The following is a 13,700-nucleotide window of genomic DNA, read 5'->3' on the forward strand; positions in this document are numbered from 1 at the left end:
TCTCCTGTTAGCCGCGCTTGCGGGTGGCGTAGCGGCGACGGACGATCAGCCGGTCACTCGGCTGGCCCTTACGACGGGTACGGCCCTCGGGCTTACCCTGCGGGTTGACCGGGTGGCGACCACCGGAGGTCTTACCCTCACCACCACCGTGCGGGTGGTCGACCGGGTTCATGGCGACACCACGGACGGTCGGGCGCTTGCCCTTCCACCGCATACGGCCGGCCTTACCCCAGTTGATGTTCGACTGGTCGGCGTTGCCGATCTCACCGACGCTGGCCCGGCAGCGCACGTCGACGCGCCGGATCTCGCCGGACGGCATGCGCAGGGTCGCGTACGCGCCCTCACGACCGAGCAGCTGGATGCCGACGCCGGCCGAGCGGGCCAGCTTGGCGCCACCGCCCGGACGCAGCTCCACGTTGTGGATCGTGGTGCCGACCGGGATGTTGCGCAGCGGCAGGTTGTTGCCCGGCTTGATGTCGGCGCTCGGACCCGACTCGACGACGTCGCCCTGCTTCAGGTCCTTCGGCGCGATGATGTAGCGCTTCTCGCCGTCGGCGTAGTGCAGCAGCGCGATGCGCGCGGTGCGGTTCGGGTCGTACTCGATGTGGGCGACCTTCGCCGGCACGCCGTCCTTGTCGACCCGCTTGAAGTCGATCAGACGGTACTGGCGCTTGTGGCCGCCACCGTGGTGCCGGGTGGTGATCCGGCCGTGGGCGTTCCGGCCGCCCTTCTTGGGCAGCGGAGCCAGCAGCGACTTCTCGGGCGTCGACCGGGTGATCTCGGCGAAGTCGGCGACGCTGGAGCCGCGCCGGCCCGGCGTCGTCGGCTTGTACTTACGGATAGCCATTGTCTACACCCCTCAGCTGACCGGGCCGCCGAAGGCCTCGATACGGTCACCGTCAGCCAGCTTCACCATCGCCCGCTTGGTGTCCTTGCGCTTACCGAACCCGGTGCGGGTGCGCTTGCGCTTGCCCTCGCGGTTGAGCGTGTTGACCGTCAGGACGCGGACGTTGAAGATCTGCTGGATAGCGATCTTGATCTGCGTCTTGTTCGCGTCCGGGTGCACCAGGAAGGTGTACCAGTTGCGGTTCAGCTCGCTGTAGCTCTTCTCCGAGACGACCGGCGCCACGATGATGTCGCGCGGGTCGGCGATCGTGCTCACTTGTCACCCTCCTCGGTGGTCTCGGCGGGAACGCCGAGGAACTCGTCCAGGGCGTCCTTCGTGAAGACCACGTCGTCGGCCACCAGCACGTCGTACGTGTTCAGCTGGCCGGCCTCGATCAGGTGCACCCGCGGCTCGTTGCGCAGCGACACCCAGTTCAGCTCGTCGGTGCTGCTCAGCACGACCAGGACCCGCCGGGCCGTGGTGAGCTTCGCCAGCGTGGCCAGGGCGGCCTTCGTCGACGGCTTCTCGCCGGAGACGAACGACTCGACCACGTGCACCTGACCGGCGCGGGCCCGGTCGGAGAGGGCCCCCCGCAGCGCGGCGGCCTTCATCTTCTTCGGGGTCCGCTGGCTGTAGTCGCGCGGGACGGGACCGTGCACGACGCCACCGCCGGCGAACTGCGGCGCGCGGATCGAGCCCTGGCGGGCACGACCGGTGCCCTTCTGCTTGTAGGGCTTCTTGCCGCCGCCGGCGACCTCGCCGCGGGTCTTGGTCTTGTGCGTGCCCTGCCGGGCCGCCGCCAGCTGCGCCACCACGACCTGGTGCATCAGCGCGACGTTGGCCTGCACGTCGAAGATGTCGGCCGGCAGCTCGACGGAGCCGGTCTTGGTGCCTTCGACGTTGAGGACGTCAACGGTGGTCACTTGGTCGCACCACCCTTCTTCGCCTTTGCCTTGGCCGCGGAGCGGACCAGGACCAGCGCGCCCTTCGGACCGGGGATGGCACCGCGGACGAGCAGGAGGTTGTTCTCGGTGTCGACCGCCTGGACGGTCAGGTTCTGGACGGTGTAGCGCACGCCACCCATCCGGCCCGCCATCCGGGTGCCCTTGAAGACGCGACCCGGGGTGGCGCAGGCGCCGATCGAGCCGGGCGAGCGGTGCTTGCGCTCGACACCGTGGCTGGCGCGCAGACCGTGGAAGCCGTGCCGCTTCATCGGACCGGCGTAGCCCTTGCCCTTGGTCTTGCCGGTCACGTCGACCGACATGCCGGCCGGGAACTCCTCGACCGTGACCTCCTGGCCCGGCGAGTAGTCGGCGGCGTCGGTGGTGCGCAGCTCCACGATGTGCCGGCGCGGCGCCACGTTCGCCTTGGCGTAGTGCCCGCTGATCGGCTTCTTCACCTTCCGCGGGTCGATCGCGCCGTACGCCAGCTGGACCGCGGAGTAACCGTCCTTGTCGGCGTCACGAACCTGGGTGACGACGCACGGGCCGGCCTGCACCACGGTCACGGGCACAACGCGGTTGTTGTCCCAGACCTGGGTCATGCCGAGCTTTGCGCCCAGGATCCCCTTAACTTGCCTGTCCATTTGTCCGGTCCCTACAGCTTGATCTCGATGTCGACGCCAGCCGGCAGGTCGAGGCGCATGAGCGAGTCGACCGTCTTGGGGGTCGGGTCGATGATGTCGATCAGCCGCTTGTGCGTACGCATCTCGAAGTGCTCGCGCGAGTCCTTGTACTTGTGCGGCGAGCGGATGACGCAGAAACGGTTGATCTCCGTGGGCAGCGGCACCGGGCCCGCGACCTGCGCCCCGGTACGCGTCACCGTCTCGACGATCTTCCGAGCCGAGGAGTCGACGACCTCGTGGTCATAGGCCTTGAGCCGGATGCGGATCTTCTGTCCCGCCATGGTGGCTTCTGTTCCTTCTCTCGATGCCGCTGTGTTGCGGGCGCCTGTGCCGGCTGGCACAGGCCCACTTCGCCGACCCCCGCGGTCGGGCGTGTCGCGCCCTCGGGTCAGGCTCCGCCCCGGGCTCCGGAGCGGTCCGACCACGCGGTGGGTCAAGGCGTCGATCGCGAATGTCGCGACCTGAACGCCGTGCGAGGGTGGTTGGCGGCGCAGGCCGCCAACCACCCCGCGCTCGACTGTCCCGCCGCCCGGCGGTTCGGCTCAGCCGAACACGGACGGCGAACTGCCGTTACGCAACCTGACTAGTATGCCGCACGACCAGCGGCAGGTCTAATCGGGGTTACCCAGCTCACTTGATGATCTTGGTGACGAACCCGGCGCCGACGGTGCGGCCACCCTCGCGGATCGCGAACTTGAGGTTCTCCTCCATGGCGACGGGCTGGATCAGCTTCACCGTCATGGTGGTGTTGTCACCCGGCATGACCATCTCGGTGCCCTCGGGCAGCGTGACGACACCGGTCACGTCCGTGGTCCGGAAGTAGAACTGCGGACGGTAGTTCTGGAAGAACGGGGTGTGCCGGCCGCCCTCCTCCTTGGAGAGGATGTAGACGGTCGCCTCGAACTCCGTGTGCGGGGTCGTGGTGCCCGGCTTGATGACGACCTGGCCGCGCTCGACGTCCTCGCGCTTGATGCCACGCAGCAGCAGACCGACGTTCTCACCCGCGCGGGCCTCGTCGAGCAGCTTGCGGAACATCTCGATACCGGTGACGACCGTCTTCTGCGACTTGTCGCGGATACCGACGATCTCCACCTCCTCGTTCGGCTTGAGGACGCCGCGCTCGACGCGACCGGTGACGACGGTGCCACGACCGGTGATCGTGAAGACGTCCTCGATCGGCATCAGGAACGGCTTCTCGGTCTCGCGCTCCGGCTGCGGGATCGCGGTGTCGACCGCGGTCATCAGGTCCAGCAGCTTCTGGGTCCACTCGGGGTCGCCCTCGAGGGCCTTCAGCGCCGACACCCGAACGACCGGCAGGTCGTCACCCGGGTACTCCTGCGAGGAGAGCAGCTCGCGGACCTCGAGCTCGACGAGCTCCAGGAGTTCCTCGTCGTCGACCATGTCGCTCTTGTTGAGCGCCACGACGATGTACGGCACGCCGACCTGGCGGGCCAGCAGCACGTGCTCGCGGGTCTGCGGCATCGGGCCGTCGGTCGCCGCCACCACCAGGATCGCGCCGTCCATCTGGGCGGCACCGGTGATCATGTTCTTGATGTAGTCGGCGTGACCGGGGCAGTCGACGTGCGCGTAGTGCCGCGCCTCGGTCTGGTACTCGACGTGCGCGATCGAGATCGTGATGCCGCGGGCCTTCTCCTCCGGCGCCTTGTCGATCTCGTCGAACGGCGTGTACGGGTTCAGGTCCGGGTACTGGTCGTGCAGGACCTTGGTGATGGCCGCCGTCAGCGTCGTCTTACCGTGGTCGATGTGACCAATGGTGCCGATGTTGACGTGCGGCTTAGTCCGCTCGAACTTCGCCTTCGCCACTGGTGTCCTCCTGTGGACTGTTTGGTTCGTACGCCCGGCGCGCCATTCGGCGCTTAGGACTCTGTCGACAGCCTTTCCGGCCTTCCGACCGGAGAGCTTTTCGTGGGTTCTGCGGCGGTGAAGCCTACAGGCCCGGTCTCACGCAGCCCGACCGTGGTGGCCGCGGGCGGGAGAACCCTCCCGCGACCACCGACGGGTCGTCAGCTCAGGTGAGCGTCACTCACCCGTCGCCTTGGCGATGATCTCCTTCGCCACGTTGGCCGGAACCTCGGCGTAGGAGTCGAACTGCATGCTGTAGCTAGCCCGGCCCTGGGTCTTCGACCGCAGGTCGCCGACGTAGCCGAACATCTCCGACAACGGCACCAGGGCGCGGACGACGCGGGCACCCCCGCGCTCCTCCATCGCCTGGATGATGCCACGGCGGGAGTTGAGGTCGCCGATGACGTCACCCATGTTCTCCTCGGGAGTGGTGACCTCAACGGCCATCATCGGCTCGAGCAGCGCGGGGTCGGCCCGGCGGGCCGCCTCCTTCAGCGCCATCGAGCCGGCGATCTTGAATGCCATCTCGGACGAGTCGACCTCGTGGTACTGGCCGTCCTCCAGCGTCAGCTTGACACCCACCAGCGGGAAGCCGGCGAGGATGCCGTACTGCATGGCGTCCTGGGCGCCCGCGTCCACCGAAGGGATGAACTCCTTGGGGATGCGGCCACCGGTGACGGCGTTCGCGAACTCGTAGGTCGGCGAGTCGTTGTCCAGCGGCAGCGGCTCCAGGCTGATGATGACCCGGGCGTACTGGCCGGAACCACCGGTCTGCTTCTTGTGGGTGTACTCGACCTTCTCGACCTTGCGGCGGATGGTCTCGCGGTACGCCACCTGCGGCTTACCGATGTTCGCCTCGACGTTGAACTCGCGGCGCATCCGGTCGACCAGGATGTCCAGGTGCAGCTCGCCCATGCCGGAGATGACCGTCTGGCCGGTCTCCTCGTCCAGCTTGACGCGGAAGGTCGGGTCCTCCTCGGCCAGCCGCTGGATGGCGGTGCTGAGCTTCTCCTGGTCGGCCTTGGTCTTCGGCTCGATGGCGACCTCGATGACCGGCTCCGGGAAGGTCATCGACTCCAGGATGACCGGGTTCGCCGGGTCGCACAGCGTGTCACCGGTGGTGGTCTGCTTCAGACCCTGGACCGCGATGATGTCGCCGGCACGGGCGGAGCTGCGCTCCTCCCGCTTGTTGGCGTGCATCTGGTAGATCTTGCCGATCCGCTCCTTGCGGTCCTTCGTGGAGTTGACCACCTGGGCGCCGGACTCGACCACACCCGAGTAGACCCGCACGTAGGTGAGCTTGCCCAGGTGCTTGTCCGTCTGGATCTTGAAGGCCAGCGCCGAGAACGGCTCCGAGGTGGACGGCTTCCGCTGCATCGGGGTCTCACCGTCGGTCGCCGTGCCCTCGATCGCCGGGATGTCCAGCGGCGACGGCAGGTAGTCGACGACGGCGTCCAGCATCGGCTGGATGCCCTTGTTCTTGAACGCCGAGCCGCAGAGCACCGGGTTGGCCTTGCCGGCGATGGTCGCGCGCCGGATGGCGGCCTTGATCTCCTCGACGGAGATCTCGTCGCCCTCCAGGTACTTCTCCATCACCGCGTCGTCGACGTCGGCCAGGGTCTCCATCAGCTTCTCGCGCCACTCGGCCGCGGCGTCGGCCAGGTCGGCCGGGATCTCCTCGATCGCGTAGTCCTCACCCTTCTGGGTCTCCCCGCGCCAGGTGAGGGCGCGCATGCCGATCAGGTCGACGACACCGATGTGGTCGGCCTCGGTCCCGATCGGGATCTGGAGCACCAGCGGGGTGGCGTTCAGGCGGTCGATCATCATCTGCACGCAGCGGAAGAAGTCGGCGCCCGTCCGGTCGAGCTTGTTGACGAAGCACATCCGGGGAACGTTGTACTTGTCCGCCTGGCGCCAGACGTTCTCCGTCTGCGGCTCCACGCCGGCGACACCGTCGTAGACCGCGACCGCACCGTCCAGAACGCGCAGCGACCGCTCGACCTCGACCGTGAAGTCGACGTGGCCGGGCGTGTCGATGATCTGGATCGTGTGGCCCTTCCACTCGCACTTGGTGGCGGCGGAAGTGATGGTGATACCGCGCTCCTGCTCCTGCTCCATCCAGTCCATGACGGCAGCGCCCTCGTGGACCTCACCGATCTTGTACGTGATGCCGGTGTAGAACAGGATCCGCTCGGTGGTAGTGGTCTTACCGGCATCGATGTGCGCCATGATGCCGATGTTGCGTACGTTGGCGAGCGCGTCTGCGGCGGCCACTTCAATCCCTACTTATCGTCGTCTCGACACAACTGGTTGCGGTCCCGGCGCCTCGTGGGCGCCGGAACCAGGGTGTTACCAGCGGTAGTGCGCGAAGGCCTTGTTGGACTCGGCCATCTTGTGGGTGTCCTCGCGCCGCTTGACGGCGGCACCGAGGCCGTTGCTCGCGTCCAGCAGCTCGTTCATGAGCCGCTCGACCATGGTCTTCTCGCGGCGGGCGCGAGCGTAGGTGACCAGCCAGCGCAGGCCGAGGGTGGTCGCGCGGGCCGGCCGGACCTCGACCGGAACCTGGTAGGTGGCACCACCGACGCGGCGGCTGCGGACCTCGAGCGTCGGCTTCACGTTGTCCATCGCGCGCTTCAGCGTGACGACCGGGTCGGTGCCGGACTTCTCGCGGCAGCCCTCGAGGGCCGCGTACACGATGCGCTCGGCGAGCTGCCGCTTGCCGCGCAGCAGGATCTTGTTCACCAACTGGGTGACCAGCGGCGAGTTGTACACCGGGTCAGCGACCAGCGGCCGCCGCGGAGCGGGTCCCTTACGCGGCATGTCAGCTCTTCTCCTTCTTCGCGCCGTAGCGGCTGCGCGCCTGCTTGCGGTTGCGGACACCCTGGGTGTCCAGCGAACCGCGGACGATCTTGTAGCGCACGCCGGGCAGGTCCTTCACACGGCCGCCGCGGACGAGCACGATCGAGTGCTCCTGCAGGTTGTGTCCGACACCCGGGATGTAGGCGGTCACCTCGATCTGGCTGCTGAGCTTGACACGAGCGACCTTGCGCAGCGCCGAGTTCGGCTTCTTCGGGGTGGTGGTGTACACGCGGGTGCACACGCCGCGCCGCTGAGGGGATCCCTTCAGCGCCGGGGTCTTGGTCTTGCTCGTCTTCGCCTGGCGGCCCTTTCGGACCAGCTGCTGGATCGTGGGCACCGGGTTTCTCCGCTCCCTTCGGCCGCTGCCGCGGCCGCGCCGTCTGCCGTAACCGACCGGATGATCGGCTCTCCTACATTCCGACCAGGGCCACCTCTCGGGGGTCCCGGCACCCGCGGTCGGGCGTGTCGCCCAGCTCACGGATTATCGGTGCTGACGCTCGCACGCGCACCGGTTTGTCACCGGCACGCGGGTCGCCCCGCACCGGATCTTTGGCTCTGCCGTGCTGCCGCCAGGACTCCGAACCACCGGAACCAGCGCACGCACGAGGGGCCCGGGCAGGCCCGGGCACAAGGGGAAAGGGTACCTACCACAGCCGCCCAGGTCAAAACGGAGTGGTCCGCCGAACCACGCCGCCGAGGCGATCGGATGGCCGTCGGGTCTGTCCCGCCTGCGCGCCCCTGATGGGCACCTACGAATACAAGTGTACCGGCTTCCACCGGGTACGGCCCCGTCGGCCCCGTAGCCCGCCCGGCACCGCCGGCGCCCGCCCGTCCCGGTTTGGTCACGCCCGCCCGGCCCGCCCGCGCGGTCCGTCAGCTCAGTGAGATCACCAGGGCGAGGGCCAGGCCGAGCAGGCTGAGTCCCAGGCCCACGCCACCGCAGCTCACGCCGGCCATCGCGAGCCCCCGACCGGTGAACCGCACGCCGGGTGGCGGCACCGGCCGGGCGATCTGCCGCCGGGCGAGCAGCCCGGAGACGATCGCGCCCACGCCGGTGAGGACGCCGAGCACGGTGAACGCCCCGGCCGCCCAGACCCCCGTCCAGCTCTGCCCGGCCACGCCGAAGCAGATGACGAGCACGGAGACGAGGATCGACACGATTCCCGCCACGAGCGCGCCCACCGCGAGCCCGGACGTGACCGGCGGCACATCGAGGTGCACCACGCCGAACGGCGTGCCCGCCACCGGCTCGACCCGGGCCGGCGCGAGGCGCTGGGCGTCCCGGGGCGGCGGGACGTGCGTGACCGGCGGCGCCCCCCAGCTCGGCGCTCCCGGCGCCGGCCCGGGGGCGGGCCCACCCCACGGGCCCGGAGCGGGGACGGGCGACCCGTGCCCGCCTCCCTGCCCCCAACCGCCGGGTGCGGGCGCACCCCAGCCGGGCGGCACCGGTCCCGGGCCGCCGGGCGCGGGAACGCCCCAGCCGGAGGCTTCTGCTCCCGGGCCGCCCGACGCGGGAGCGCCCCAGCCGGAGGCTTCTGCTCCCGGGCCGCCCGACGCGGGAGCGCCCCAGCCGGATGGTCCCGTTCCCGGGCTACCGGGCACGGGAGAGGCCCAGCCATGCCCTTCCGGCCCCCGACCGGCGGAAGCGGGAGCACCCCAACCGCCGGGGCCCGACGGCGGGCCCCAGCCCGGCGCGGCCGGCGTCGGCGGAGCACCCCAGCCGGGAGCCCCGGGCGGCGCCGGCGGAACGGACCCGGCCGGGCCAGACGCAGCCGGCACCGGCCCGGTCGCACCCGACGCGGGCACGGTACCGCCGGGGGCGGGAGAGGCAGGCGTGGCGCCGGACGGCCAGGCCGGCCCGGCGGGAGGCGGCGGAGCTTCGGCCGGCCGGTCGTGCGGCGAGGATCCGGCCTGCCCGGAAACGCCGGCGTCAGCCGCGTCCGGGGTGCCCGAGGGCCCCGTGTGGTCACCCGACGGGGGCCGCGCCGGTTCCGTCACGGGTTCCTCCTCATCGACTCCGGCCGTCACCGACGCGACGGACAGGGCCAGGCTACCGCCGGAGGTGGCACCGCCCGCGCCGGGCGCGTACCGCTCCCTCCGGCGGGATCAGTCGACGGTCGACGGGTAGTCGTGCCCGAACGGCGCCTCGGCCAACTGGACGACCCCGATCACCACGACGGTCACCAGGGTGACGGCGGCCAGCACCAGGCCGGTCCACGCCAACCGCTCCCCCCGCCGCAGCCAGGCCGCGCCGGTGAGGAAACCCCCCGAGGCGTACGCCTCCCGGCGCGCCTGCCGCGACAGTTGCAGCGCCACGGCTGCCGGCACGATCCCGCCCACGAAGAGCCCGGTCACCGCGGCCATCAGACCCAGGGCGAAGACGGCACGGGCCTTCGTCGCGCGGACCGGCTCGGGATCGAGCGGGTGGCGCGGCACCTGCGGGGCGACGGGCACCTGCCCTGGCGCGGTCGTCATGCCACCCATCATGCCCCGCCCACTGCTCCCAGAGGATCCGGACGCGACGAGGCCCCCGGCGCATGCCGGGGGCCTCGTCGTTCGTGCTGCTTAGCGGTACGACCCGAAGTCGAAGTCGTCCAGCGGCACCGCCTGCCCGCTGGCCGGCCCGAAGCCGTAGTCGGTCTCCGGGTAGCCGGTCATCGAGTAGACCTTGGCCTTCGCCTCCTCGGTCGGCTCGACCCGGACGTTGCGGTACTTGCTGATGCCCGTACCGGCCGGGATGAGCTTACCGATGATCACGTTCTCCTTGAGGCCGATCAGCGAGTCGCTGCGGGCGTGGATCGCCGCGTCCGTCAGCACCCGGGTGGTCTCCTGGAAGGAGGCCGCCGACAGCCAGGAGTCGGTGGCCAGCGAGGCCTTGGTGATGCCCATGAGCACCGGACGACCCGCCGCGGGCTCGCCGCCCTCGGAGACGAGCCGGCGGTTCTCCGACTCGAACAGCGCCCGGTCGACCAGCACACCCGGCAGGAACTCGGTCGAGCCGGAGTCGATGACCGTCACCCGCTTGAGCATCTGGCGGATGATGATCTCGATGTGCTTGTCGTGGATGAGCACACCCTGCGACCGGTAGACCTCCTGGACCTCCTGGGTCAGGTGGACCTGGACCGCCCGCGGGCCGAGGATGCGGAGCAGCTCGTGCGGGTCGATGGTGCCCTCGGTGAGCTTCTCCCCGACCTCGACGTGCTGGCCGTCCTGGACCCGCAGCCGGACCCGCTTCGAGATCTTGTCGTACACGATCTCGTCGCTGCCGTCGTCCGGGATCACGATGATCTTCCGGGACCGCTCGCCGTCCTCGATCCGGATCCGGCCCGGGGTGTCGGCGATGGGCGCCTTACCCTTCGGGACCCGGGCCTCGAAGATCTCCTGGACACGCGGCAGACCCTGGGTGATGTCCTCACCGGCGACACCACCGGTGTGGAAGGTACGCATCGTCAGCTGCGTACCCGGCTCACCGATCGACTGGGCGGCGATGATGCCGACCGCCTCGCCGACGTCCACCGTCTTGCCGGTCGGCAGCGAGCGGCCGTAGCACGCACCGCAGACGCCCAGCTTCGACTCGCAGGTGAGGACGCTGCGCACGCGCACCGTCTCCACCCCGGCCGCCACGATCTTGTCGACCAGGATCGAGTTGAGGTCCGCACCCCGCTCGGCGATGACGGTGCCGTCCGGCCCCTTGATGTCGTCGGCGAGGGTACGCGCGTGCACGCTGGTCTCGGCGTGCTCGTGCACGACCAGCTTGCCGTCGATCCGCTCGCCCACCTGCATCGGGATGGCCCGGTCGGTGCCGCAGTCCTCCTCGCGGATGATCACGTCCTGCGAGACGTCGACCAGACGACGGGTCAGGTAACCCGAGTCGGCGGTCCGCAGCGCGGTGTCGGCGAGACCCTTGCGGGCACCGTGCGTGGAGATGAAGTACTCCAGCACGGACAGACCCTCCCGGTAGCTGGCCTTGATCGGCCGCGGGATGATCTCGCCCTTCGGGTTGGCCACCAGACCACGGATCGCCGCGATCTGCCGGAGCTGGAGCAGGTTACCGCGGGCACCCGAGTTGATCATCTTCCACAGCGGGTTCTCCTGCGGCAGAGCGATGTCCATCTCCTTGGCGACCTCGTTGGTCGCGTTGGTCCAGATGGAGATCAGCTCGCTGCGGCGCTCCTCGGCGGTGATCAGACCGCGCTGGTACTGCCGGTCGATCTTGTCGGCTTCCTTCTCGTACCGGTCGAGGATCTCCGCCTTGCGCGGCGGCGCGATGACGTCCTCCATGCCGATCGTCACGCCGGACCAGGTGGCCCAGTGGAAGCCGGCCTCCTTGAGCCCGTCGAGGGTGGCCGCGAGAGCCACCTTCGGGAAGCGCTCGGCGAGGTCGTTGACGATCGCGGAGAGCTGGCCCTTGCGGATCTCGTAGTTCACGAAGCGATAGCCCGGCGGCAGCGTCTCGTTGAACAGGACCCGGCCCAGCGTGGTCTCCACGGTCACCGGCTCGCCCTCGACCCAGCCCTCCGGCGGGGTCCACGGCTCGGCGCCGGCGCCGTTGTCGACCCCGACGACACCCCGCAGCCGGATCTTCACCGGAGCCTGCAGGTGCAGCTCGCCGTTGTCGTACGCCATCCGCGCCTCGGCGTCCGAGCTGAACGCCCGGCCCGCACCCTTCTCGTCGGGAGTGAGGTGGGTGAGGTGGTAGAGGCCGATGACCATGTCCTGGGTGGGCATGGTGACCGGCTTGCCGTCGGCCGGCTTGAGGATGTTGTTCGACGACAGCATCAGGATCCGCGCCTCGGCCTGGGCCTCGGCGGACAGCGGCACGTGAACCGCCATCTGGTCGCCGTCGAAGTCGGCGTTGAACGCGGTGCAGACCAGCGGGTGGATCTGGATGGCCTTGCCCTCGACCAGCTGCGGCTCGAAGGCCTGGATGCCCAGCCGGTGCAGGGTCGGCGCCCGGTTCAGCAGCACCGGGTGCTCGCCGATGACCTCTTCCAGCACGTCCCACACGACCGGCCGCTGCCGCTCGACCATCCGCTTCGCGGACTTGATGTTCTGCGCGTGGTTGAGGTCCACCAGCCGCTTCATGACGAACGGCTTGAACAGCTCCAGCGCCATCTGCTTGGGCAGACCGCACTGGTGCAGCTTGAGCTTCGGGCCGACCACGATGACCGAACGGCCGGAGTAGTCGACGCGCTTGCCCAGCAGGTTCTGGCGGAACCGGCCCTGCTTGCCCTTCAGCATGTCGGAGAGCGACTTCAGCGGGCGGTTGCCCGGGCCGGTGACCGGCCGGCCGCGGCGGCCGTTGTCGAACAGCGCGTCGACGGCCTCCTGCAGCATCCGCTTCTCGTTGTTGACGATGATCTCGGGCGCGCCGAGGTCGATCAGCCGCTTGAGGCGGTTGTTCCGGTTGATCACCCGGCGGTACAGGTCGTTCAGGTCGGAGGTCGCGAAGCGGCCACCGTCCAGCTGCACCATCGGACGCAGGTCCGGCGGGATGACCGGAACGCAGTCCAGCACCATGCCGAGCGGCGAGTTGCGGGTGTTCAGGAACGCCGACACGACCTTGAGCCGCTTGAGCGCCCGGATCTTCCGCTGGCCCTTACCGGTACGGATGGTCTCGCGCAGGCTATCGGCCTCGGCCTCGAGGTCCATGTTCTGGACCAGGGCCTTGATCGCCTCGGCGCCCATGCCGCCCGTGAAGTACTCGCCGAACCGGTCCCGCAGCTCGCGGTAGAGCAGCTCGTCGGTGACCAGCTGCTTCGGCTCCAGCTTGCGGAACGTGTCCAGCACCTCGTCGAGGCGGTCGATCTCGCGCTGGGCCCGGTCGCGGATCTGGCGCATCTCGCGCTCTCCGCCCTCCTTGACCTTGCGCCGGACGTCCGCCTTCGCGCCCTCGGCCTCCAGCTCGGCCAGGTCGGCCTCGAGCTTGGCGGCCCGCTTCTCGATCTCCGAGTCGCGGCTGTTCTCGGCCTGCCGCTTCTCGGCCAGGATCTCGTTCTCGATCGTCGCGAGGTCGCGGTGACGCGCCTCGGCGTCCACGCTCGTCACGACGTACGAGGCGAAGTAGATGATCTTCTCGAGGTCCTTGGGGGCGAGGTCCAGCAGGTAGCCCAGCCGGCTCGGCACGCCCTTGAAGTACCAGATGTGGGTCACCGGAGCGGCCAGCTCGATGTGACCCATCCGCTCGCGACGGACCTTGGACCGGGTCACCTCGACGCCGCAGCGCTCGCAGATGATGCCCTTGAACCGGACGCGCTTGTACTTACCGCAGTAGCACTCCCAGTCCCGCTGGGGCCCGAAGATCTTCTCGCAGAAGAGCCCGTCCTTCTCCGGCTTCAGGGTGCGGTAGTTGATCGTCTCGGGCTTCTTCACCTCGCCGTGCGACCACTGACGGATGTCGTCGGCGGTCGCCAGGCCAATCCGCAACTCGTCGAAAAAGTTGACGTCGAGCACGTTATATATCCCTCA

The 13,700-nt window shown here is 69.3% G+C and carries 12 protein-coding genes; all 12 read right to left on the minus strand.

Annotation, left to right across the window (positions count from 1 at the left end; all coding sequences use genetic code 11):
- Positions 1-7: 7 nt before the first annotated feature.
- The 12 genes from rplB to D7I43_RS23185 all read right to left on the minus strand — a co-directional run bounded on the left by rplB (position 8) and on the right by D7I43_RS23185 (position 13,685).
- On the minus strand, positions 8-847 hold the full coding sequence (rplB, locus tag D7I43_RS23130; RefSeq protein WP_120330656.1) for a 50S ribosomal protein L2: 840 nt from the start codon (positions 845-847) through the stop codon (positions 8-10).
- Between the two features lie 12 nt (positions 848-859).
- The gene (gene rplW, locus D7I43_RS23135) at positions 860-1,162 is read right to left on the minus strand and encodes a 50S ribosomal protein L23 (RefSeq protein ID WP_120330657.1); all 303 of its coding nucleotides are present in this window, start codon (positions 1,160-1,162) and stop codon (positions 860-862) included.
- On the minus strand, positions 1,159-1,809 hold the full coding sequence (rplD, locus tag D7I43_RS23140) for a 50S ribosomal protein L4 (protein ID WP_120330658.1): 651 nt from the start codon (positions 1,807-1,809) through the stop codon (positions 1,159-1,161). The genes rplW and rplD overlap by 4 nt, the downstream gene beginning before the upstream one ends.
- On the minus strand, positions 1,806-2,471 hold the full coding sequence (rplC, locus tag D7I43_RS23145; RefSeq protein WP_120330659.1) for a 50S ribosomal protein L3: 666 nt from the start codon (positions 2,469-2,471) through the stop codon (positions 1,806-1,808). Before rplC ends, rplD begins: the two co-directional genes overlap by 4 nt.
- A gap of 11 nt (positions 2,472-2,482) precedes the next feature.
- Positions 2,483-2,791 carry a 30S ribosomal protein S10 gene (rpsJ, locus tag D7I43_RS23150; protein WP_007073037.1) on the minus strand — a complete coding sequence of 103 codons (309 nt, stop codon included), beginning with the start codon at positions 2,789-2,791 and terminating at the stop codon, positions 2,483-2,485.
- Between the two features lie 349 nt (positions 2,792-3,140).
- On the minus strand, positions 3,141-4,334 hold the full coding sequence (gene tuf / locus D7I43_RS23155) for an elongation factor Tu (protein ID WP_120330660.1): 1,194 nt from the start codon (positions 4,332-4,334) through the stop codon (positions 3,141-3,143).
- 216 nt (positions 4,335-4,550) lie between these two features.
- Positions 4,551-6,647: an elongation factor G gene (gene fusA / locus D7I43_RS23160; protein WP_120330661.1), complete on the minus strand. Its 2,097-nt coding sequence runs from the start codon at positions 6,645-6,647 to the stop codon at positions 4,551-4,553.
- Positions 6,648-6,722: 75 nt separating this feature from the next.
- Entirely contained in the window at positions 6,723-7,193 is a 471-nt protein-coding gene (gene rpsG, locus D7I43_RS23165) for a 30S ribosomal protein S7 (RefSeq protein ID WP_120330662.1), read from the minus strand.
- A gap of 1 nt (position 7,194) precedes the next feature.
- Positions 7,195-7,569 (minus strand): 30S ribosomal protein S12, encoded by a 375-nt coding sequence (gene rpsL / locus D7I43_RS23170; protein WP_014440718.1) that lies wholly within the window; start codon positions 7,567-7,569, stop codon positions 7,195-7,197.
- A gap of 536 nt (positions 7,570-8,105) precedes the next feature.
- Positions 8,106-8,477 carry a hypothetical protein gene (locus tag D7I43_RS23175; protein ID WP_120330663.1) on the minus strand — a complete coding sequence of 124 codons (372 nt, stop codon included), beginning with the start codon at positions 8,475-8,477 and terminating at the stop codon, positions 8,106-8,108.
- Between the two features lie 861 nt (positions 8,478-9,338).
- Complete coding sequence (locus D7I43_RS23180; protein ID WP_120330664.1) at positions 9,339-9,707, minus strand: hypothetical protein; 369 nt, start codon at positions 9,705-9,707, stop codon at positions 9,339-9,341.
- A gap of 90 nt (positions 9,708-9,797) precedes the next feature.
- A complete protein-coding gene (locus D7I43_RS23185) occupies positions 9,798-13,685 on the minus strand; it encodes a DNA-directed RNA polymerase subunit beta' (RefSeq protein WP_120330665.1) in 3,888 nt (1,295 codons plus the stop codon).
- Between the last annotated feature and the right edge of the window lie 15 nt (positions 13,686-13,700).

This window comes from Micromonospora globbae, from assembly GCF_003610785.1.
In the GTDB taxonomy this organism is placed as follows: Bacteria; Actinomycetota; Actinomycetes; order Mycobacteriales; family Micromonosporaceae; genus Micromonospora; species Micromonospora globbae.

Bases quoted from the DNA above. Each gene is read 5' to 3' on its own strand.
- rplB (WP_120330656.1), bottom strand. From the start codon at position 847: ATGGCTATCCGTAAGTACAAGCCGACGACGCCGGGCCGGCGCGGCTCC.
- rplC (WP_120330659.1), bottom strand. From the start codon at position 2,471: ATGGACAGGCAAGTTAAGGGGATCCTGGGCGCAAAGCTCGGCATGACC.
- rpsJ (WP_007073037.1), bottom strand. From the start codon at position 2,791: ATGGCGGGACAGAAGATCCGCATCCGGCTCAAGGCCTATGACCACGAG.
- rpsG (WP_120330662.1), bottom strand. From the start codon at position 7,193: ATGCCGCGTAAGGGACCCGCTCCGCGGCGGCCGCTGGTCGCTGACCCG.
- D7I43_RS23180 (WP_120330664.1), bottom strand. From the start codon at position 9,707: ATGACGACCGCGCCAGGGCAGGTGCCCGTCGCCCCGCAGGTGCCGCGC.